The organism is Micromonospora sp. NPDC048909 (genome assembly GCF_040649635.1).
GTDB lineage: Bacteria > Actinomycetota > Actinomycetes > Mycobacteriales > Micromonosporaceae > Micromonospora.
In genome coordinates this window covers 241,423-262,562 of sequence record NZ_JBEZFU010000005.1, presented here as the reverse complement: position 1 = coordinate 262,562, position 21,140 = coordinate 241,423, and the positions used below count along the sequence as shown (strand labels likewise).

General features: G+C 72.2%; 19 protein-coding genes and 1 pseudogene. 11 read left to right on the top strand and 9 right to left on the bottom strand.

Features of this window, described 5'->3' with window-relative positions:
• Window positions 1-63 precede the first annotated feature (63 nt).
• The 5 genes from AB0C04_RS16235 to AB0C04_RS16215 are packed head-to-tail and all read right to left on the bottom strand — an operon-like array spanning window position 64 to window position 5,192.
• A complete protein-coding gene (locus AB0C04_RS16235; protein WP_357054453.1) occupies window positions 64-720 on the bottom strand; it encodes an aspartate/glutamate racemase family protein in 657 nt (218 codons plus the stop codon).
• Complete coding sequence (locus AB0C04_RS16230; RefSeq protein ID WP_357054450.1) at window positions 717-1,520, bottom strand: TIM barrel protein; 804 nt, start codon at window positions 1,518-1,520, stop codon at window positions 717-719. Before AB0C04_RS16230 ends, AB0C04_RS16235 begins: the two co-directional genes overlap by 4 nt.
• On the bottom strand, window positions 1,520-2,410 hold the full coding sequence (locus tag AB0C04_RS16225; protein WP_357054447.1) for a hypothetical protein: 891 nt from the start codon (window positions 2,408-2,410) through the stop codon (window positions 1,520-1,522). Before AB0C04_RS16225 ends, AB0C04_RS16230 begins: the two co-directional genes overlap by 1 nt.
• Window positions 2,407-3,873: an FGGY family carbohydrate kinase gene (locus AB0C04_RS16220; RefSeq protein ID WP_357054444.1), complete on the bottom strand. Its 1,467-nt coding sequence runs from the start codon at window positions 3,871-3,873 to the stop codon at window positions 2,407-2,409. Before AB0C04_RS16220 ends, AB0C04_RS16225 begins: the two co-directional genes overlap by 4 nt.
• Window positions 3,870-5,192, bottom strand: coding sequence for a four-carbon acid sugar kinase family protein (locus tag AB0C04_RS16215; RefSeq protein ID WP_357054441.1), 1,323 nt, complete (start codon window positions 5,190-5,192; stop codon window positions 3,870-3,872). The genes AB0C04_RS16220 and AB0C04_RS16215 overlap by 4 nt, the downstream gene beginning before the upstream one ends.
• Before the next feature lie 139 nt (window positions 5,193-5,331).
• On the opposite strand from AB0C04_RS16215, the gene AB0C04_RS16210 reads away from it, so the two are divergent.
• The 3 genes from AB0C04_RS16210 (at window position 5,332) to AB0C04_RS16200 (ending at window position 7,911) form a co-directional block, all read left to right on the top strand.
• A complete protein-coding gene (locus tag AB0C04_RS16210) occupies window positions 5,332-6,135 on the top strand; it encodes a DeoR/GlpR family DNA-binding transcription regulator (RefSeq protein ID WP_357054438.1) in 804 nt (267 codons plus the stop codon).
• A gap of 130 nt (window positions 6,136-6,265) precedes the next feature.
• Window positions 6,266-6,832 (top strand): sigma-70 family RNA polymerase sigma factor, encoded by a 567-nt coding sequence (locus AB0C04_RS16205; protein ID WP_357054435.1) that lies wholly within the window; start codon window positions 6,266-6,268, stop codon window positions 6,830-6,832.
• On the top strand, window positions 6,829-7,911 hold the full coding sequence (locus tag AB0C04_RS16200; protein WP_357054432.1) for a hypothetical protein: 1,083 nt from the start codon (window positions 6,829-6,831) through the stop codon (window positions 7,909-7,911). The genes AB0C04_RS16205 and AB0C04_RS16200 overlap by 4 nt, the downstream gene beginning before the upstream one ends.
• Window positions 7,912-8,001: 90 nt before the next feature.
• Here the strand turns inward: AB0C04_RS16200 and AB0C04_RS16195 are convergent, their stop codons facing one another.
• Window positions 8,002-8,469 (bottom strand): hypothetical protein, encoded by a 468-nt coding sequence (locus AB0C04_RS16195; RefSeq protein ID WP_357054429.1) that lies wholly within the window; start codon window positions 8,467-8,469, stop codon window positions 8,002-8,004.
• Window positions 8,470-8,688: 219 nt separating this feature from the next.
• Here AB0C04_RS16195 and AB0C04_RS16190 point away from each other — a divergent pair, with 219 nt between their 5' ends.
• The 4 genes from AB0C04_RS16190 to AB0C04_RS16175 are packed head-to-tail and all read left to right on the top strand — an operon-like array spanning window position 8,689 to window position 13,648.
• Complete coding sequence (locus AB0C04_RS16190) at window positions 8,689-10,506, top strand: glycoside hydrolase family 3 protein (RefSeq protein ID WP_357054426.1); 1,818 nt, start codon at window positions 8,689-8,691, stop codon at window positions 10,504-10,506.
• A gap of 10 nt (window positions 10,507-10,516) precedes the next feature.
• A complete protein-coding gene (locus AB0C04_RS16185) occupies window positions 10,517-11,824 on the top strand; it encodes a DUF1343 domain-containing protein (protein ID WP_357054423.1) in 1,308 nt (435 codons plus the stop codon).
• 10 nt (window positions 11,825-11,834) lie between these two features.
• A complete protein-coding gene (locus AB0C04_RS16180; RefSeq protein WP_357054420.1) occupies window positions 11,835-13,427 on the top strand; it encodes a serine hydrolase domain-containing protein in 1,593 nt (530 codons plus the stop codon).
• Window positions 13,379-13,648, top strand: a complete 270-nt coding sequence (locus AB0C04_RS16175; protein WP_357054417.1) for a hypothetical protein — start codon at window positions 13,379-13,381, stop codon at window positions 13,646-13,648. Before AB0C04_RS16180 ends, AB0C04_RS16175 begins: the two co-directional genes overlap by 49 nt.
• 27 nt (window positions 13,649-13,675) lie before the next feature.
• Here AB0C04_RS16175 and AB0C04_RS16170 read toward each other — a convergent pair whose 3' ends face one another.
• Window positions 13,676-13,930, bottom strand: a complete 255-nt coding sequence (locus AB0C04_RS16170; protein ID WP_357054414.1) for a hypothetical protein — start codon at window positions 13,928-13,930, stop codon at window positions 13,676-13,678.
• Between the two features lie 71 nt (window positions 13,931-14,001).
• Here AB0C04_RS16170 and AB0C04_RS16165 point away from each other — a divergent pair.
• From AB0C04_RS16165 to AB0C04_RS16150, 4 genes and pseudogenes are all read left to right on the top strand, one after another.
• Window positions 14,002-15,911 (top strand): annotated as a pseudogene (locus tag AB0C04_RS16165) (KUP/HAK/KT family potassium transporter).
• Window positions 15,912-15,916: 5 nt separating this feature from the next.
• A complete protein-coding gene (locus tag AB0C04_RS16160) occupies window positions 15,917-16,963 on the top strand; it encodes a septum formation family protein (RefSeq protein WP_357054411.1) in 1,047 nt (348 codons plus the stop codon).
• 99 nt (window positions 16,964-17,062) lie between these two features.
• Window positions 17,063-17,914, top strand: coding sequence for a pyridoxal kinase PdxY (gene pdxY / locus AB0C04_RS16155; protein WP_357054408.1), 852 nt, complete (start codon window positions 17,063-17,065; stop codon window positions 17,912-17,914).
• Window positions 17,915-18,055: 141 nt separating this feature from the next.
• Window positions 18,056-19,132: a glycoside hydrolase family 19 protein gene (locus tag AB0C04_RS16150; RefSeq protein WP_357054405.1), complete on the top strand. Its 1,077-nt coding sequence runs from the start codon at window positions 18,056-18,058 to the stop codon at window positions 19,130-19,132.
• 89 nt (window positions 19,133-19,221) lie between these two features.
• Here AB0C04_RS16150 and AB0C04_RS16145 read toward each other — a convergent pair whose 3' ends face one another.
• Both AB0C04_RS16145 and AB0C04_RS16140 read right to left on the bottom strand, forming a co-directional pair.
• The gene (locus tag AB0C04_RS16145; protein ID WP_357054402.1) at window positions 19,222-20,589 is read right to left on the bottom strand and encodes a serine hydrolase domain-containing protein; all 1,368 of its coding nucleotides are present in this window, start codon (window positions 20,587-20,589) and stop codon (window positions 19,222-19,224) included.
• 93 nt (window positions 20,590-20,682) lie between these two features.
• Window positions 20,683-21,060, bottom strand: a complete 378-nt coding sequence (locus AB0C04_RS16140; protein WP_357054399.1) for a MerR family transcriptional regulator — start codon at window positions 21,058-21,060, stop codon at window positions 20,683-20,685.
• Window positions 21,061-21,140: the final 80 nt, after the last annotated feature.

The window sequence follows — 21,140 nt, the reverse complement described above, 5'->3', positions numbered from 1 at the left end:
CGAGGGTGTCGAGCCGGCCGCCCGGCACCGGGCGGCCGGCGTGAGCGTCAGCCTCGACGGCGGTCAACGGGTGGCGAACGGGCGCAGCTGCCGTACGCCGGACCGCGGTGAGCTGAGTACCGGCACCGGCACCTGACCGGCGGGCAGCGCGTCGACCACCCGCGCCATGCTGGCCTGCGCCAGCACAAGCACGTCGACCTCGCCGGCCAGGCGGCGTACCTCGGCGGCGACGAGCTGGTCGTGCCGGTCGGGATCGCCGCCCCGGAGTGCCTCGAACGCACCGGGACACACCGACTCGCGAATCTCGCTCGGCTCGCCGCGCTCGCCGGCCTTGCGGCGCAGCAGGTCTCGGGTGGGTTGCAGGGTGGCGGTGAGGGTCGCGAGTACGCCGATGCGCGGGCCGAGGTTGACGGCCTGCTCGGCCATCGGCTCGTCGACCCGGTAGATCGGGATGCCCACCTCGGCGCGCGCCTGCTCGGCCGCCTCGCCGATCGACGAGCAGGTGACGAGTACGGCGGTGGCGCCGGACTCCGCCGCGAAGCCCACGTAGCTGGCCACCCGGCGACGGGTACGCGGCAGCATCCCGTGTTCGACGGTGTCGCGGAGCAGCGTCTCGTCCACGATGTTGACCGCGTCGACCGGGCCCACCTCGGTCCGGAGCAGGTCGGCGAAGACCGTGGGCAGGCCGGTGACCGTGTGCAGCAGGCAGATCCGGGTCATGCGGCTCGCTCCTCGGTCGGTCCCAATCGCGGGTACCGCGCGGCGACGGCGCGGAGGCTCGCCGCCGAGGGCAGGGTGGGCTCGTACTCCAGAGCGAGCCCGCCCTGGTAGCCGGCCGCGGTCAGCGCCGAGAGCAGCGCGTCGACATCCAGCTCGCCGGTCCCCGGCTCATGGCGGCCCGGGTGGTCGGCGAGCTGTACGTGGCCGAGCCTGCTGCCGGCCGCCGCCACCGTACCGGCGACGTCGTCGCCCATCGCCGCGACGTGGTAGGCGTCCAGCTGGAGCCTGACCGCCTCGTGGTCGATCTCTGCCAGGACGGCGAGCACGTCGACGACGCGGGGCAGCAGGTAACCGGGGATGTCGCGGTCGTTGATCGGCTCCACGACGAGGGTCCGGCCGTACCGCCGGGCGAGGTCGGCGGCCCAGCGCAGGTTGCCGGTCAGGCAGCGCAGCTGGTCGGACCCGTCGATCCCGGGCAGTCGGCGTCCGGCGAGGACGTTCACCAGCGGGCAGTCGAGGTCGCGGGCCAGGTTCAGCGCCTGCCGCAGCTGGTCGCGCCAGCGTACGACAAGTCGTGGATCGTTGCCGTAACCGCGCTCGCCGGCGGCGAGGTCACCGGCGTCCATGTTCAGCAGCCCGACCTGTACCCCTGCCGCGCGCACCAACCGCGTCACCTCGTCGGGTGCCAGCGGGGGCCAGGGGAACTCCACCCGGTGGAAGCCGGCCTCGGCCGCGGCGGCGAACCGTTGCCGCCACGGCAGTTCCGTGAAGAGCAGGCCCAGGTTGACGACGGGGTGCATCAGAGGGCCTCGGTCCACCGGCGGCCGTGCCGGTCGACGGTCTCGACCAGCCGCCGGAGTCGGGCGACGGACTCCTCGCGCAGCGCCGCCGCCGGGTCGGCCGTGGCGAGGGCGTCGCGCCACAGCGCCCGGCCGGCCAGCATCCCGGACGCCCCGGCCCGGCAGGCGGCCTCGACTGCGGTCGGGAAGTCCGCCGTCTCCACGCCGTTGGAGAGCACCACCCAGGGCCGGGCGAGCTGCCGGTCCAGCTTCTCGCAGGCGGCCACGAGTTGCCCGAGATCGCCACGGCCACGGCGGGGCACCTGTGCCTTGTAGAGAGTCGGGTCGAGCGGGCCGAGGGCGGCGGCGGCGTCGAGGATGGCCGCGTCGAGGTCGAAGTCCCGCTGCCCCGGCGCGGCGACGGCGACCGGTTCGAGTACGGAGAGCAGCCCCGCCTGCCGGCAGAGGTCGACGAAGCGAGCGGCCATCGCCACCCGGCGATCCTCGCCGCCGTCCCGCTTCCACATCACCAGCAGCTTCAACGCCACCACGCCGTTGCGCCGGGCCTGGTCGAGGTCGACGTCCCCGTCGATGTCGGTGTCGTCCACCGGCTCGCCGGGTGGCTGGGACAGCGCGTCGACGGCGAGGATCAGCCCGCAGTCGGTCGGCAGCAGCCGGTCCCGGACGAGTTCGGCGTACGCGTAGTGCCGGTCGATCAGGAACGCCGAGGCATGTGGCGCCAGCGTCGTGGCGACCTCGAGCTTGAACGAGGTGAGCGCCGCGTCGTCGGCGGGGTGGCCCTGCTCGCTGAGCATGGTGCGCAGGCTTTCCCGCTGGTCCATGGCGACCATGGCGAACGTGCCGGTGCCGCGGGCGAGCCGGTCCAGGGTCGGTGCCGGTGAAACGGTCATGATGCTTCCTCACTGTTCAGGGGCGGGTTGGAGGCGGTCGTGGCCGACGGCAGGAAGTGCGAACGGTACGCCGCCTCCCAGTCGGGTGTGGTCTCCGTTGCCGATCGCGGCGGTGGTCCCGGCGGCGGGGTCTGTGGGATGCCGATCGCCCGTCCGGCGAGTTGGGCCGCGCCGAGCGCCGCGCCACAGTGCCCGGGCAGCACGACCACGGGGGCAGGGGTCACCTGAGCTTTGATCCACATCCAGGTGGGGTTGGCGGTGGGCCCGCCGAAGACCCGCACCGAGTCGGGTTGGTGCCCGCTGATGCTCAACTGGGTCTCGATCATCCAGCGCACCTGCATGCAGAGCCCTTCCAGGACGGCGCGGCCGATGTCGGCGAGGGTGTGCTCCGGGCGGATGCCGTGCAAGGCCAACGTCCGGTGTGGATCGGGCTCGGGGCTGGCCCGCCCGTGCAGGTAGGGCTGCACGGTGATGCCGGTCGGGCGGCAGGGCGGTGGGCCGACGAGGTCGGTGAACCACTCGTGCCGGTCCGGCTGTCCGGCCGGCGCGATCCGGTCGAGGAGCCACTCGACCAGTCCGCCGCTGCTGGACAGGCCGCTGATCAGACAGAACGATCGACCGTCGACGAACGGGCCGACCGAGTTCCCGGTGGCCCGCGCGGCTGGGGGCGGCAGCGTGACGACGGGGGTGAGGACCGCCTCCGCCGTACCCATGGAGTCGGCCACCTGGCCGGGGGCCCGGACCCCGGCGGCCCAGGCGGCGACCAGGTGGTCGTGCCCGGCGACGACGACGGGGGTGCCGGCGGGTAGCCCGGTACGCCGTGCGGCGGTGACGGTGACCCGCCCGGCGACCTGGTCGGCGGCGAGCACCGGCGGCAGCTGCTCGGGTCGCAGTCCGGCCAGGTCGAGCAGTTCGGGCCGGTACCGCCCGGCGGCGATGTCGAAGCCGCCGGTACGGGCGGCCAGCGTCGGGCTGGTGGCGACCGTGCCGGTGATGGCGGCCACGACCAGGTCGGCGGCGCTCGCCCAGCAGGCCATCCGCCGCAGGACGTCCGGGTCGTGCTGGCGCAGCCAGATCCAGCGGGCCAGTGGCAGCTTCGCGCTCGGGTGCAGTCCGGTGGTGGCGAAGAAGGCCGCCGGGCCGACCGCCTCGGCCAGCTGCTCGGCCTGCCGGCCGGCGCGGCGGTCCCGCCAGTGCAGCAGCTCTCCGACCGGAGCGCCGGCGGCGTCCAGCGGCGCGCCCGTCTCCGCCATGCTCGCGACCCCGAGGGCGACCGGCGGGACACCGGCGGCCGACACGCAGTCCGCGAGCAGTCGCAGCGCGGTGTCCCGCAGCGTCTCGGCGTCGGCCGGGGTGGGGGCCTGGCGTAGGGCGACCGGGTTGCCGTCGGTGCGGTAGACGCCGGCCTTGGTGTGCGTGGTGCCCACGTCCAGGCCGGCGAGCAACGGCTCGGCCCCGCTCACCGGTCGCCCTGCTCGACGCGCGGAGACCGCCCGGTGGGCGCCGTGGCGATCCGGTCGAGGATGTCCAGCAGGGTGCTGTCGGCGCCGACGTTGCCGGGCACGATCACGTAGGACGAGTTCTTCCCGGACGTGTGCAGATCCCAGACCGGTACGCCGGGCAGGATCTGTCCGCGTACCCGGGCGCTGGTCGCGCCCAACGCCTCGGTGGCGAGTCGGGCGGAGGTGATGCCGCCCTTGGCGATGACCAGGTCCACGTCGGCGGCGAGCTGCCGCACGGTCGCCACGAGGGTGTCCATGAGCAGCTCGGGCGCGGCGGGGACGGTGTCGTGCCGCGGCGTCCGGTCGGTGGCCACCAGCGCCCGGCCGTCCCGGTCGAGACGCTCGCGTACCGCCTTGGCCAGCAGCTGATCCTCGCTGTGTTGCGCACCGACGGGGATGTCCACGCGTCGATGCCACAGCCCGCCCAACGCCCGCAGCTGTCGGGTGCTGGCCGTGGTGAACGAGCCGCAGGCGATCAGCACCCGGCCGGGGGATGGCAGTTCGAGACGCGCCAGCGGCCGCGTGGACAGGCCAGCCAGGGCGGCGGCGAGCGACGCGGCGCAGCGAACCACCACCCGGGCGCCCCGGGTCTGTGCCCTGATCAGGCCGGCCGCGATGGCCAGCACATCGGCGTCGCTGACACAGTCGGGGACCACCACCGCCTCGGGCGCCGCGCCCAGCAACGCCTCGGCGACCGCGTCGGGTCCGCGCTCAGCCAGCCGGGCGAGCGGCACGGTCACCGCATGTCGGCGGCCGCCGCTGACCTCGCTCACCCAGTCGCTGAGGTGCCGGCTGCGGTAACCGAAGTCCGGATCCCGAGCGAACTCGGTGTCGGCCACCGGAACTGCCCCGGTCTCGGTCCGCAGATAGTGGACGCCGTCGCGCGTGAAGCGGCCACCGTCGAGGAACGCGGGCACGAACAGCATCGGCGTGCCCGGCGCCACGGCCTCGGCCTCGGCGATCACGTGACCGCGGAGCGTCGAGTCTCCGCGCAGGATCAGGGTCGGCGGCCGCCCGGCCGCCCGGCTGGCCGCCGTCGCCGTGCGGGCGATGTCGCCGACCAGCGCGGTCGCGGCGCGTTCGGGAAGCGCCCAGCTGTTGGACAGTACGAAGGTGGCGCGCTGCCTTGAGCCGAAGAAGTGGTCGAACGCGGCCCGGTCCGGTCGCAGGATCACCTCGACGTCGCTGACGGACTGGGTCCCGGTGGGGTCGTCGTCGACGATCACCTTCGGTCGACGGTCGGCCGCGATCTCCGCCCGCCAGGCGGCGGATTCCTCCACGCCACGTCCCCCGTTCCGGTCGCCGGCTGCCGACCTCACTCTCCGGCCGACGACGAAAGATGTCAAGGGTCGGACAACTTCCGTCCGATAACGGCCACCGGGCGGACGAGGCGCAGCCCGGCACCGGTACGGTCTAGCCGTGACAGGTCCACAGCCCGCAGGCGAGGAGCAGTTGCGCTACACCTCCGCGCCGCAACGCCGGGAGGAGATCCTGCGCTGGATGCGCCGTACCGGCTACGTGTCGGCGCCCGAACTCAGCGCCCGGTTGTCGGTGTCCGACCGCACCGTGCGGCGCGACCTGCAGCGACTCGCCGACCTCGGCCTGGCCGAACTCGTCTACGGCGGTGCCGTCCCGCCGGGCGGGGCGCAGCCCGGCTCCCCGTTCGGCGCCCGTTCGCAGGCGCAGTCGCGCCAGAAGCGGGCCATCGCCCACCGGGCGTTGCAGTTCGTCGAGCCCGGCGCCACGATCGGCATCGACGCGGGCACCACCACCCTCGAACTGGCTCGACTGCTGCCGCCCGACAGCGACGTCACCGTGGTGACCCACTCGCTGCCCGCCATGGCGGCACTCGGCGAACGCTCCGACGCGACCCTCATCGGTCTCGGTGGCCTTCTCCAGCCGGCCACCCAGGCGTTCACCGGACCGGACACCGTGACCGCGGTCAGCCGGCTCCGGATGCACACCTTCTTTCTGGCGGCCAGCGGGCTGACCGGACGTGGCGCGTACTGCGGCACGCCGCTGGACGCCGAGGCGAAGCGGGCCTTCATCGCCGCCGCCGACCGGGTCGTGCTGCTGGCGGACTCGTCCAAGCTGCGCCAGACCGCGCCGGTGCCGATCTGCGACTACGTCCAGCTCGACGCGGTCGTCACCGACGACGGGGTGATCGAGGCCGACCGTGCCCAACTGGCCTCGGTCACCAGCCTGCTGATCGCCGTCGGCTAGCCCGGGCGGTAACGGTGGGGCCGGTTCGGCGGCCGGCCGAATGCTCGTGATGTCGCGCCATTCGAATCGAACGCCACCCACGTCTGACCGGGCCTGTCACGATTGGGGGCCGACCGGACATGGGGTGGACGTGAGCTCCGGGATTGAGCACGAGGAACGCTTCCGACGGGTCTACGCCGAGGACTTCGGCCCTCTGCTGGCGTACGCCCTGCGGCGCGTCGAGCACCCCGAGGACGCCGCCGACGTCATCGCCGAAACCTTCCTCGTCGCCTGGCGCCGCCGGCACGAGTTGCCGGCCGACGCCGAAGCCCGGCTGTGGCTGTACGGCGTCGCCCGCCGGGTGCTGGCGAACCATCACCGGGGTGGCATCCGCCGGCAGCGGCTGGGTGAGCGGCTGCGGCAGCAGATAGCGGCCGTCAGCGCCGTCGACCCGGGCCGCGAGGTTCCCGAACGGCTCGCCGTCCAGGCCGCGCTGGCCCGACTGGGCGAGCTGGACCGGGAGGTGCTGATGCTGCACGTCTGGGAGGGCCTGCAGCCGCGCGAGGTGGCCGCCGTCCTGCGGGTGAGCCCGGCCGCGGTCCGTACCCGCCTGTCGCGCGCGCGAGCCAGGCTGCGTGAACTCGTCGGTGACGCCCCCGGACCACCCGGACATGTACTCGACGTCCTGACCGCACCCACCCCGAAGGAGGGCAGATGACCGAGGAGCACCTCGATCGGATGGTCCGAGACGCCGACCCCTACCGACCCGACGTCATCGGACACCTCGACGGGGCGAGGCAGAGCCTCCTGGAGGAGATCGTGTCCGAGTCGACCCCCGGTCGCGTCGTCGAACCACCCCAACCGCGCTCCCGAGCGCGCCGCGGCGTGGTTCGCCGCTTCGCCGGCGCGCTGACGGCGGCGGCGGTTCTCACCGGCGTCGTGGCCGCGTCCACCATGCTTCGCGAGCCTCCGGATGACCGGCAGGCCGCACCCATCGACAGTCCCAGCGCGAGTACGCCCGTCGTCTACTCGCCGGTGGCGATGAAAGCCGCCGAGGAAAACCCGCGGCTGCTGATCAACCAGCCCGGTTGGCAGGCGACCACCGTCTACGGGTTCGCCGAGCAGCAGGGCACCATCGCGTTCAGCAACGCCGGGCAAGAGTTGCAGATGAACTGGTATCCCGCGGACCAGTACGACGGCTACCACGCGAGCCGGCTCAGGGTCAGCGCACCGGAACCGGTGCAGGTGGACAGCTGGGCGGGTGAGCTGTTCCGCTACCGCGCCGACGACTTCGCGGTCATGCTCCGCCCCCGCGACGGTGTCTTCGTGGAACTGCGTACCGGCGGCGGCTGGACCCGCGACGAGTTCGACCAGGTCCTCGCCGCCGTCGTGCGCGTCGACGTGCGCACCTGGCTGGCCGCGCTTCCGCCGGAGATCGTCACGCCGGAGCGGGTGGACGCGCAGGCGGCGAAGGTGCTGGCCGAGGTGCCGCTGCCGCCGGGCTTCGACGCCGCCGCGCTGGGCGACCTCGGTACCAACGACTCCTACCAGTTCGGCGCCGAGGTCACCTCCCGCATCGGCTGCGCCTGGATCGCCGAGTGGCTGCGCGCCAAGCGGGCCGGCGACGACGCGGCTCTCCAGCGGGCCGCCGACGCGCTGCGCAGCAGCCGCCAGTGGCGGGTGCTGCACGACATGAAGGACCAGGGCGACTGGCCGGAGGTGTTCTGGGAGATCGCCGACGAGGTCGCCGCCGGCGGGCCCCCGGCCGGGTACGTCGGGGCCCTGGGCTGCGACTGACGGACGGTCATCGCGTCACGGGGGGCGACGGTCGTCGTGCCGGGCAGGATCCCGCCTGCCCGGCACGACGAAGCGGCGCAACGTCGGATGTCAGCCGCACCAACCCGACTTGTTGTTTCCCGCGTTGGAGTCCGTTGGCGGGTAGTAGATGTTGCCGATGACCCAGATGCATCTTCCGCTGGCGTAGGCGGTCACCGGGCCGGCGTAGTACCGGTAGGTACCGTGGTCCCGGTCGTCCGCCGACAGCAACCGGCAGTTGCTCGTGCCGGATGAACAGACCCAGAGCTCGACGGACATGACCTTGCTGACGCCCCAGGTGTTCGCACTCGACACGGTGCGCGCGCAGTTGTAGCCGCCGCTGTAGTAGACCTCGACGTAGCCGTACCTCGTCGAGCCGTTGATGGCCACGTCTCCGTAGAGATCGAAGCCACCGACCTTGGAGCCCGAACAGGTGCCGGTGGCGGCCTGCGCCGGCGGGCTGGCGAGGAACGCGCTCGCGGTCGTGATGAGCACGAGCGCGGCGAGCATCGCCAGGATGCGCGATCGCGAGGTGGTCAAGGGTGCCTCCGTTCTCTCGGTGCCGCGCGGTGGCGAGTGGGGGAACAGTCACCTGGTGGTCCGCGGCGGCTCGGGACCGGCACAGTCGACATTCGTCCGCGCCCACGGCCCAAGTGATTCGAACCAGGTCGAATCCCGCCGCACTTTTGTAGCTAACCTTCTTGACGATCCATAGGCATGTAGCTAAGTTTCAGTCATCGGACTGAGAGGTGGCCGTCTATGCGTACCCGTCTCGTCGCCGCGACCGCTCTGGTGGCCACCCTGACGGCCGGCCTCGCGCCGCCTCCCGCCCACGGCGCCGCCGCGCCGGCAGGCCGGGCCGCCGAACATGGCTGGGTCACGTCCACCCTGCGGCACATGAGCCTGGAACAGAAGGTCGGCCAGCTCTTCGCCACCTACGTCTACGGCGGCGACGCCGCCGAGCCCACGGCCGCCGACCGCGCCGCGAACCGGGCGGCATTCGGCGTCGAGACGCCGGCCGAGGTGGTCGACCGGTTTCACCTCGGGGGCGTCTGCTACTTCTCCTGGTCGCACAACCTCGACAACCCCCGCCAGATCGCCACCCTCTCCAACGGCCTTCAGCGCGCCGCCCTCGGCGACGGCGCGAAGGGCCGCGTGCCCCTGCTCATCTCCACCGACCAGGAGCAGGGCGTGGTGCTGCGGATGCCCGCCCCCGCCGCGCAGTTCCCCGGTGCGATGGCGCTGGGCGCCGGGCGATCGGCCCACGCCGCCCGGACGGCGGCGACGATAACCGGGCGCGAGCTGCGCGCGGTCGGCGTGCATCAGCCGTACGCGCCGATCGCCGACGTCAACGTCGATCCCGGCAACCCGGTGATCGGCGTGCGGTCCTTCGGCGCCGAGCCGGCGCTGGTGGCGGACCTCACGGCCGCGCAGGTCACCGGCTTCCAGGACGGCGCCGGGGCGAGCGCGGTGGCGAAGCACTTCCCCGGCCACGGCGACACGGCCACCGACAGCCACACCGGTCTGCCGGTGATCGACCACAGCCGGGCGGAGTGGGACCGGATCGACGCGCCGCCGTTCCGGCGGGCGATCCGCGCCGGCGTCGAATCGATCATGACCGCGCACATCGTGGTCCCCGCGCTCGACCCCTCCGGCGATCCCGCGACGCTGTCGCCGAGGATCCTCACCGGCGTGCTGCGCGGTGAACTCGGCTTCCGGGGGGTCATCGTCACCGACGCGCTGAACATGGCCGGGGTGCGCGCGAAGTACGGCGACGAGCGGGTGCCGGTGCTCGCGCTGAAGGCCGGCGCCGACCAGCTCCTGATGCCGCCGGACCTCGCACTGGCGCGGGACGCGGTGCTGCGGGCCGTCGCCACCGGTGAGCTGACCGAGCGGCGGATCGACGAGTCGGTCCGGCGCATCCTCGGCCTGAAGTACCGCCAGGGGCTGGCCCGCTCGCCGCTGGTCGACGTCGACGAGGCGGTACGCACCGTCGGTGCGGCCGAGCACCTCGCCGCCGTCGCCCGGGTCACCGACCCGACGCTCACCGCCGTGCGCAACGACGCCGGGCTGCTGCCGCTGCCCCGCGCCGACCGGTCCGTGCTGGTCACCGGCTGGGACAGCGCCGCCTTCGCCCCGGTCGCGACGGTCGCCGACGGGTTCACCGCCCGCGGCGCAAGGGCCACCGCCCGGCCGGCGACCCTGCCCTCCGACGCGGTGATCGCCGCGACCGCCACCCAGGCCGCCGAGCACGACCTCACCGTGGTGCTGGTGAACAAGGCATGGGACACCACCGTCACCGACCCGCGCGCCACGCAGCGCCGGCTCGTCGCGGCGCTGCTCGGCACCGGAAAGCCCGTGGTGGTGGTGGCCGTCCGGGACCCGTACGACATCGCGTACCTGCCCGGCGTGCGCACCTACCTCGCGACCTACTCGTACACCCGGGCGGCGATGGACGCGCTCGTTCGCGCGCTGCACGGCGAGCTGTCCCCTCGGGGCCGGCTGCCCGTCACGATCCCCACGGCCGAGGGCGCGGGCACCGTGCTCTACCCCTACGGCCACGGCCTGACCTGGTAGGAGGCAACCCATGCAGCGGAGGAATTTCCTGGCCGGCGCGGTCGGCACCGGCGCGCTCGGCGCCGGCGCCGGGGCACTCGGCGTCGGCACGGCGCTGACCCCCGCGGCGGCCGACCCCGGCGTCCGCCGGGTACAGACCGGCCTCGACCGGCTGGTGGCCTCCGGGTTCGCCGAGCTGGCCGGCGAGCGGGTCGGCGTCGTCTCCAACCCGACCGGCGTCGACGCGGCCTACCGGCACCTCGTCGATCTGATGCACGGCTCGGGCCGGGTGCGGTTGACCGCGGCGTTCGGTCCCGAGCACGGCTTCCGCGGCTCGGCGCAGGCCGGCGGGAGCGAGGGCACCGGCGTCGACGCCCGCACCGGCATTCCGGTCTACGACGCGTACGGCGCCTCGCTGGCCCGGTGGGAAAGCATGTACACCGAGGCCGGGGTGGACACCGTCGTCTTCGACATCCAGGACGTCGGCGTCCGCTTCTACACCTACATCTGGACCATGTACACCTCGATGGTCGCCGCGGCCCGGGTGGGCAAGCGCTACGTCGTGCTGGACCGACCCAACCCGATCGGTGGGCGGGCCCGCGGGCCGATGATGACCTCCCCGTACACCTCCGGGGTGGGCCTGAAGGAGATCGTCCAGCAGCACGGCATGACCGTCGGGGAGCTGGCCCGGTTCTTCAACGGCACGTTCCTGCCGGTGGAGGCGGGGCGGCCGGTCGAGCTGGACGTGGTGCGGTGCCGGCACTGGAAGCGTGACGACCTCGCCGCCGACACCGACGTGCCGTGGGTGATGCCCAGCCCGAACATGCCCACCCCGGACACCGCGCTGGTCTATCCGGGCACCGGCCTCTTCGAGGGCGTCGCGTCGATGACCGAGGGGCGGGGCACCTGCCGCCCGTTCGAGCTGATCGGCGGGCTGGCGGCCGACTTCGACTACCACTGGGGTGACCGGCTCAACGCCCGCGACCTGCCCGGGGTCGAGTTCCGCGAGGCGTACTTCTCGCCCACCTCGGCCGGGCAGAAGCCGGACCTGCTCAACAAGCTCTGCGCCGGCGTGGAGGTCAAGGTCGTCGACCGGGCCGTGTACGACCCCATCCGTACCGGGGTGGCGATGCTGGTGGAGGCGCACAAGTACCCGGCGTTCGCCTGGCGGCGCGACTCGTGGGACGCCGTCCGCCCGTACTGGATCGACAAGCTCACCGGCTCACCCCGGCTGCGTACCCAGATCGACGCCGGTGCTGACGTGGACGACGTCGTCGGCGCCTGGGCCGACGAGCTGGCTGCCTTCAACCGGCTGCGCAAGCCCTACCTGCTCTACTGAGGAGTGCGCCTTGACCACGTCGTCGCGCCGCCTTCTCCACGCCGTCGCCCGTCGCCCGCTCGCGATCGGCCTGGCCGTGCTGGTCCTGGGCACGTCTGCGCCGGCTGGGGCGGCCGTCGCCGCGCCGCCACCGGCCGGGTCCGGACCGCCAACCGTCACCCCCGCCGACCTGCGCTTCCGACACGACACGCTGCGTCCCGGCGACGCTCGCGAGGTCGGCCTGCTCCCGGCGCAGGTCGATCGCATCCCGGCCGACCTGGCGGCCTACCTCCAGCCGACGCCGGACCACCCCGGGCACCCCACGTACGCGGGCGCGGTGGCGCTGGTGGCCAAGGACGGCGTGGTGGTCCAGCACACCGCCGTGGGCGCCGCGGTCCGGTACGCCTCCGTCGGGCCGCCCCCCGAGCTGGTCGGCGTGGAACTCCCCGCCGACCAGCAGCTGCCGATGCGCCCCGACACCATCTTCGACCTGGCATCGGTGTCGAAGCTGTTCACCACGATCGTCCTTCTCCAGCAGGTCGAGCGGGGACGGGTGGCCCTGGACGCGCCGGTCGCCCGGTACGTTCCGGAGTTCGCGGCCGGCGGCAAGGAGTCGGTCACCGTCCGGATGCTGCTCACCCACACCTCGGGCCTGCCCGCCTTCACGGCGCTGTGGAGCCGGTACCCGACGCCGGAGGCCCGGTTCGCCGCGGCGCTCGCCACGCCGCTCGCGGCCGGTGCGACGCCCGGCAGTCGGTACGTCTACTCCGACCTCGGGCTGATCGCGCTGGGCGTGCTGGTGGAACGGGTGACCGGCCGGCCGCTCGCCGAGCTGGTCCGTGACGGTGTCACCGGGCCGCTGGGCATGGTCGACACCGGCTACAACCCGGGGCCGGAGCTGCGGTCCCGGACCGCCGCGACCGAGTACCAGCCGTACGCCGGACGCGGCATGGTCTGGGGCGAGGTGCACGACGAGAACGCCTGGTCGCTCGGGGGAGTGGCCGGGCACGCCGGAGTCTTCTCCACCGCGGCCGACCTGGCCCGCCTCTGCCAGTCACTGCTCAACGGCGGCGAGTATCGCGGGCGACGGATCCTGCGGACGGAGACGGTGCGGGAGATGTTGGTCAACTACAACGCGCCGTTGGAGTCGGCCTACCCCGAGAGCGACCGGGGACTCGGCTTCGAGCTCAACAAGCACTGGTACATGTCGGGGCTCTCCTCCCCGGTGACGTTCGGGCACACCGGCTTCACCGGCACGTCCCTCGTCATCGATCCGCTCTCGCACTCGTTCGTCATCCTGCTCAGCAACCGGGTGCATCCCGATCGCGGTTGGGGCAGCAACAACGTCGCCCGGAGCGCGGTCGCGCGCGATCTCGCCGAGGCGATGCCGGTGCGACCCCGCTCGGGCAGCGCGTGGCGGGCGAACCCGGGCGACCGCGTGACCGCCACGCTCACCGCCCCACTGCGCAGAGCGGCGCGGCCAGCTTCCTTCTCTGGTACGACACCGAGCCGCGCTACGACAGCGCGCGGTTCGATATCTCCACCGACGGGGGCGAAACCTGGACCCCGGCGCGGATGCTGCTGCGTCACGGGGACCGACGGTGGACCGCCGACGGCACGGTGACCGGTTACGGCGGGCGGGACTGGTGGCAGGTCTCGGTGGCGCTGCCCGATCAGGCGAGCCATCTGCGTTTCAGCAGCACGACCGACGGCTCGGGTCAGGGCCGTGGGGTCTACGTCGACCGGATGGTTGCGGTGGACCGGAACGGGTTGCTCTTCCACGGCGAGGGCGGCGCGGACGCCGCTCGACTCGTCGCCGACGGGTGGTCGCCCGCGCGTACCTGACCGCGTCTGCTCTGATCAACTGGCTCCTCACCCGGGCGGGTCCGCCCGGGTGAGGATTGGTTCGGGCGCCCGCGTGCCTCGCTGGCACTGGCTCTGCCCGCTGCCCTGTGGTGGACGTACTTCGCCGACGTCGACCTCGACGAGGAGGTTCTGGCCGACGCCCGACACGAGCCGCGCGCCCGGCTGGCCCTCCGGTTGGGCTTCGCGCACGTCCCGTTGCTGCTCGGCATCGTGATCGCGCCCGCCGACGCAAAGCAGGCGTGAATCGCCGCGACCGGGCACGTATGACGCGATTCTGCCGGTAATGTCCGCATGTCGAGCCGGCCCAGGACGGGTGGGACACGCGGCGGCTGGTGGCCGGCGCGGGGAGGATCGCCGTGAGCGAAGGGCAGCAACCGGATAGGCCGGTTCGGGGACCGGCATCACGGTCGTTGCGGCCCCGCGCACCGCTTCCACGTGAGACGGTGCGCCTCGCGGTGGTGGTCGGTGCGCTCGGAGTGGTGTTCGGTGACATCGGCACCAGCCCCATCTACACCCTGCAGACCGTGTTCAACCCGAGCGATCCGCATCCCGTCCCGGTCAGCACCGAGAACGTGTTCGGCGTGGTGTCCCTGGTGTTCTGGTCGGTGATGATCATCGTCACCGTCACCTACGTGCTGCTCGCGATGCGCGCCGACAACGACGGCGAGGGCGGCGTCATGGCCCTCATCACGCTGCTGCGGCGGTTGAACGCCCGCAGCCGCCAGCGAGCCGCTCCCGTACTGGCCGCGCTGGGCATCTTCGGTGCCGCGCTGTTCTTCGGCGACAGCATGATCACCCCGGCGATCTCGGTGCTGTCCGCGATCGAGGGCATCAAGGTCGTCGAGCCGTCGCTGGAGGAGCTCGTCATACCGATCACCGCGGTGATCATCATCGCGCTGTTCCTGGTGCAGCGGCACGGTACCGCAGCCATCGGCCGCTTGTTCGGGCCGGTGATGATGCTCTGGTTCGTGACCATCGGCGCCTTCGGCATCGCCGGCATCGCCGAGAACCCGGCCATCCTCAAGGCGCTGTCGCCGACGTACGCGCTGCGCTTCCTGGCCGGCCATTTCGACATCGCGTTCTTCGCCCTGGCCGCGATCGTGCTCGCGGTCACCGGGGCCGAGGCGTTGTACGCGGACATGGGGCACTTCGGCCGCCGATCGATCACCCGGGCGTGGCTGTCGCTGGTGTTCCCCGCGTGCGTGCTGAGCTGCCGCTGGTGCTGCTGGCGACCGCCGCCACGGTGATCGCCTCCCAGGCGGTGATCACCGGGGCGTACTCTGTCGCGTCGCAGGCGGCTGAGCTCGGCTATCTGCCCCGGCTGCGCATCACGCACACCTCGCAATCAACGGTCGGTCAGATCTACGTCCCGTGGATCAACTGGCTGCTGCTGGTCTCCGTTCTCACCCTGGTGTTCGCGTTTCGCACCTCGACGGCGCTGGCCTTCGCGTTCGGTATGGCGGTGACCGGCACCATCACCATCACCACACTGCTCTTCTTCTACCTCGGCCGTTGGCGATGGAACGTCCCGCTGTGGTTGCTGGGCCTCGGCGCCGTCCCGCTGCTGGCGGTGGACCTGCTGTTCGTCGGGGCCAATGTCACCAAGCTGCTCCACGGCGCGTGGCTGCCGCTGCTCATCGGCCTCACGGCGTTCACCATCATGACCACCTGGCAGCGGGGCCGGGCGATCGTCACCGCGGACCGCCAACGCAGCGAGGGATCGCTACGCGACTTCGTCGAGGAGTTGCGCGACGACAGGTCCTCGACGCTGCGCGCCCCGGGCACCGCCGTCTTTCTCAACCGGGGCAAGCAGACCGCGCCGTTGGCGATGCGGGCCAACGTCGAGCACAACCACGTGCGCCATGAGCACGTCCTGATCCTCTCCATCGAGACCGAGCCGGTGCCCCGCGTTCCTCCGGACCGGCGGATCACCGTTGACGACCTCGGCTACGCCGACGACGGGATCACTCACGTCACTGCCCGCTTCGGTTACATGGAGTCCCCGGACGTGCCCGAGCTGCTGCGGTCGCTCGATCCGGCCGCCACGGAGGGGCAACTCCAGTTGGAGGAGGCGTCCTACTTCCTGTCGAAGATCGAGCTTCGGGCCGGAAACAGTCCGACGATGGCGCCCTGGCGCAAGCGGCTCTTCATCGCCACCTCCTACATCACCGCCGACGCGGCCGAGCACTTCTGCCTACCTCGGGAACGAACGGTCATCATGGGCTCGCGCATCGAGATATAGGTGTCATGGCCGACGGCGTGGAGTCGGTGCGTTCGAGAAATCGCAGCGTCCTGCCACGCCCCTCCATCGGGCTACCTGCGATGGTGCGCACCCGCCATCGCCGGGCGGTCGGATGCCTTATGCTGCCCGTCACGAATTTCCCCGACCCCTTGGAAGGACGGCAGATGAGGCGCCGGCTGCTCATGGGTGGCGTCACCGCACTGGTCACCGTCCTTGCCTCCGGATGCGTGGCACCGCCGGCGGGCACCGACGGTGACCTGCTCGATGACTGGCGTCCGCTGGCGGCGGCGCAGCAGTTCACGCCCCGGGTCGGCGACTGCCACGCCATCTCCGATCCCCCCACCGCCGAGAACCACACGCCGGTCGACTGCGGGCAGCCCCACCTCCTGGAGACGATCCACGTCGGTACGTTCACCGGCGCTCTCGCCCAGCGCCCGACGCCGCCCCCGTTCTGGTCGAGTGTCATGCGTCCCGCGTTCGCCGAGTGCGACGCCGAGGCGCGGAAGTTCGTCGGCGAGGACTGGCGCGACGGGCGGTTGGCGGTGCAGGCGGTGCCCCCGTCGGCGCAGGGCTGGCAGGGCGGCGCGCGCTGGTTCCGCTGCGACATGTTCGTGCTCAGTCGCCAGAGCAGCGCCAACGGCGCGGACGACGCGATCATGAAGCATGTCGGCAGCCTGCGCGGCGCCCTGAAGCCACCGTCCCCGCTGGCGCACGCGTGCTTCGACCTCGACGAGTGGTACGCACTGGAGCCTGTCACCTGCATCAACCCGCACCGCTACGAGTACGTCGGCATCTGGACCTCCCCGCTGGAACGACGCGCCGACGTGGAACGTGACTCAGCCTCAGTGCACGCCAGGTGCCGCGAGTTGGTCAATCGGTTCGCGAAGGTGCCTGCCGGCGGCGAAGTCGGCACCGGCACGCTGTATCGGCTGCCATCGCCGCAGGGCTGGGCGCGGGGGGATCGTGGGCTGCGTTGCTACTTCTGGACGGGCGGCCCCGCAGTCAGCCGTTCGGTGCGGGGAGGCGGTGTCAGGGCCATCGAGATCGAGTGAGCCAAGGCGCCTGGTTCCGGTCCGGCGCCCGGAGTGGGTCATCCGACAGAAGTGGCAGGTGGTACGGGTGGCGCCGGCGGGAACCGCCAGAATGGGCTGGTGAAGATCCTGTCCATCCAGTCCTCGGTCGCCTACGGCCACGTCGGGAACTCCGCGGCCACCTTTCCCCTCCAGCGCCTCGGCCACGAGGTCTGGCCGGTGTTGACGGTCCACTTCTCCAACCACACCGGGTACGGCGCGTGGCGCGGGCCGCTGCTGGCGCCGGACGACGTGGCCGAGGTCATCGCGGGCATCGCCGATCGCGGAGTCCTCGGCAGCGCCGACGCGGTGTTGTCCGGCTACCAGGGTGACCCGACGATGGGCGCGGTGATCCTCGACGCGGTGGACAAGGTCAAGGCCGCCAACCCCGACGCGGTGTACTGCTGCGACCCGGTGATGGGCGACGTCGGACGCGGGATGTTCGTCCGGCCCGGTATCCCGGAGTACCTGCGCGACGTCGTCGTCCCGCGCGCGGACATCATCACCCCGAACCACTTCGAGCTGGACTTCCTCGCCAGCCGTAGGACGAACTCCCTGACGGAGGTGCTGGCTGCGGTCGACGTGGTGCGCGCGACGGGGCCGCGGCACGCCCTGGTCACCAGCGTGCTCCACGACGACGTGCCCACGGGGTCGCTGGAGGTCGTGGCCGTCTCGGACGAGGGTGCCTGGGCGGTGACCACGCCGCTGCTGCCGATCAACCCGAACGGCGGCGGCGACGTCACCGCGGCGCTGTACCTCGCGCATCTGTGGACGACGGGCTCGCCCGCGACGGCACTGGAACGCACCGTCGCCTCGGTCTTCGCCGTTCTTGAGGCGACCCTCGCGGCGGGCACCCGGGAGATCCAGCTGGTTGCCGCTCAGGACGCGATCGCCGAACCGCCGGCCAGGTTCACCGCCCGGCGGCTGCGCTGACGACGCCGCGACGGCTGACGAGGCGCGAGGGGATTCGCCGCCGCGCCAATAGTAAGGATTGTGAACAGAAGATGTTACAGTCACTCCTGTCGATGTAACCCCTGGCCGTCGGCCGTGGTGTTCCCAGGAAGGAGTGATCACATGTCGAGACTGCGCGCCCTGGTCGCGCTTGCGGCGCTGGTCGTCGCCGGCGCACTGGTGGCGATCATCCCGTCGACCCCGGCATCGGCCGCGGCCTGTGCGGCGCCGTGGCAGTCGTCGGCCGTCTACACGGGAGGCGTCCAGGTCTCCCACAACGGCCGCAATTACCAGGCCAAGTGGTGGACCCAGAACGAGGCGCCGCCGGGCACCACCGGCGTCTGGCAGGACCTCGGGGCCTGCGGCGGCGGCAGCACGCCGCCGCCCGGGGGAAGCTGCAATCACCCGAACTGGGTCGCCGGCACCTGGTACACCGCCGGGGCCATCGTGCGATACACCAACGGCCAGTACTACATCGCCGAGCACGACAATCCCGGCTACGACCCCGTCATCAGCACCTGGTACTGGGAGCCGTACACCTGTGGGAACCAGCCGCCGACCACCCCGCCCACCAACCCTGGTGGCTTCGTGGTCAGCGAGGCGCAGTTCAACCAGATGTTCCCCGGCCGCAACTCCTTCTACACGTACTCCGGGCTGGTCACGGCGCTCAATGCCTACTCGGCGTTCACCAGGACCGGCAGCGCCACGGTGCAACGACAGGAGGCGGCGGCCTTCCTGGCGAACGTGCACCACGAGACCGGCGGGCTCGTCCACATCGTGGAGCAGAACACCGCGAACTACCCGCACTACTGCGACCCCGGCCAGCCCTACGGCTGCCCCGCCGGCCAGGCCGCCTACTACGGTCGCGGGCCGATCCAGCTGAGCTGGAACTTCAATTACAACGCCGCCGGGAACGCCCTCGGGCTGCCCCTGCTGACCAACCCGTGGCTGGTGCAGAACGACGCCGCGGTGGCCTGGAAGACCGCCATCTGGTACTGGATGACCCAGAACGGCCCCGGCACCATGACCGCCCACAACGCGATGGTCACCGGTGCCGGGTTCGGCGAGACCATCCGCAGCATCAACGGCTCGATCGAGTGCAACGGCGGCAACCCCGCGCAGGTGCAGAGCCGCGTCACCAAGTACCAGCAGTTCGTCGGCATCCTCGGCGTCGCCGCCGGAGCCAACCTCTACTGCTGATCCGCGACCGGGCCTCGTCACCCGTCCGGCAGGGCGGCGAGGCCCGGCGAGCGGGCAGGGCCGACGTGCCGTGGTGGCCGGTGTTGCGGTCAGCTGACGGCTCTGGCGAGCAGGTCACCGACGGCGGCGCGGACCGGATCGGGGTCCGCCCAACTCCAGTTCGGGTGGGCTCGGTTGGTGAGCAGGGCGAGGACGAGCTTGCGGTCGGTGTCGACCAGCAGCGACGGGCCGGCGAAGCCGGTGTGCCCGAAGGCGCGGGGGGAGGCGAGCCGGCCCATGAACCATGGTTGGTCGAGGACGACGCCGAGGCCGTGGGCGGACGTGCGGTTGGGGCGCTCGGGGTCGACGGCGGGTTTGCCGGCGTTGTGGTTGGTCAGCATCCGCCGGACGGTGCTGGCGGCGAGGATGCGCTTGCCCTGGTAGGTGCCGCCGTTGAGCAGGAGTTGCCCGAGGACGGCGAGGTCGGCGGCGGAGGCGAAGACGCCGGCGTGCCCGGCGACGCCGCCGAGGTGGTTGGCGACGTCGTCGTGGACGGTGCCGCGGAGCAGACCCCGGGAGGACCGGGCGTCGGTGGCGACCAGGCGGGTGGCTTTGGCGCTGGTCGACAGCCAGGTGCCGGGGTTGAAGCCGGTGTCCCGAAGGCCGAGTGGCCCGGTGAGGTTGGCCTTGAGGGCGCGGTCGAGGCGTTGGCCGGTGACCTTCTCGACGATCCTGCCGGCGACCATGAGCCCGACGCTGGAGTAGCGGAACGTGCGGCCCGGAGCCGCGCCGGAGATCAGCGGGGTGGCGAGCACGGCGTTCCAGCGGGCCGTGTTATCGGCCAGGCCGGTGACCTTGGCGCCGACCGGGAGGCCGCTGGTGTGGGTGAGCAGCATCTCGACGGTGACCCGGTCCTTGCCGGCGCCGGTGAAGCCGGGCAGGTAGTTCCGGACCGGGGTGTCGAGCTCGACGCGCCCCTTGTCGACCTGCTGCAGGAGCAGGATGGCGGTGTAGACCTTGGTGACCGAGGCAAGGTCGAAGATGGAGTCCGGGCGCATCGGGACGCGCTGTCTCGTCGCGAGGAGTTTCGGGCCGGCCGCGTAGCGCAGCGCCTCCCCGACCGCGGTGTGCACCGTCGTCTTCCCGTCGACCAGGACGAGGGCGACCGCGCCGGGGAAGCCGCGGTGCCGGAGGGCTTGCGGTGTGGCGGGCAGGTGCCGCCGGAGCAGGGCGGTCACCTCCGGGGCGTAGCGGGCCTGGTTCGCCGGCGTGGCGTCGCCGCCGGTTGCGGGGGTGCCCGGCGGGCTGCTCCGGGCCGAGCCGAACCCGACCCTGTTCCCGGCGGCATCGGTCGCGGCGACCGTATCACCGGGGCCGGTCCGGCCCGGGCCGGGCTCGTCGTTGCCGCCGCAGCCGGTCAGGGCGGTGGTCGCTGCGGCCAGGCCGGCCCCGAGCAGCGTACGACGGGCAACGGGCATGCCGGTGATGATGACAGCGGACGATGTGCCACGCCAGTACGGCGAGTGTGCGGCGTTGCCCCGGGCTATGCATCGGGTGGCCCGTCGGGACGGCTACGCCGCGGTGGTGTCCGTCCGGGTGCAGCCGCTGGCCGGGCTCTCGCTGAAGGCGATGACCGCGTTCAGTCGGTCTCTGGCCTCGGTGAGCTGGCTGATCTGGTGCTCGATGCGGTCGCGCTCCGCGCGCAGCAGGGCGCGGGACTCCGGCGTGTTCACCTTCGCGTCGACGCAGGGCAGCAGGTCGAGGATGGTCCTGCTGGGCAGGCCGGCGGCGTACAGCGTCTGGATCAGGCGCACCCGGTCGACCGCGCTGTCCGGGTAGTGGCGCTGGCCGCCGCTGGTGCGCGCCGGGATCAGTAGGGACTGCTCCTCGTAGTACCGCAGCGCGCGTACGGACACGCCGGTCTCCGCGGCGAGATCACCGATCCGCACGGTTCCTCCTCCTGCCTGGTGACGCCGGCCACGCGACTTGCATCTCACGTCCACGTGAGGTTCTAGCGTAGCTCGCGTAC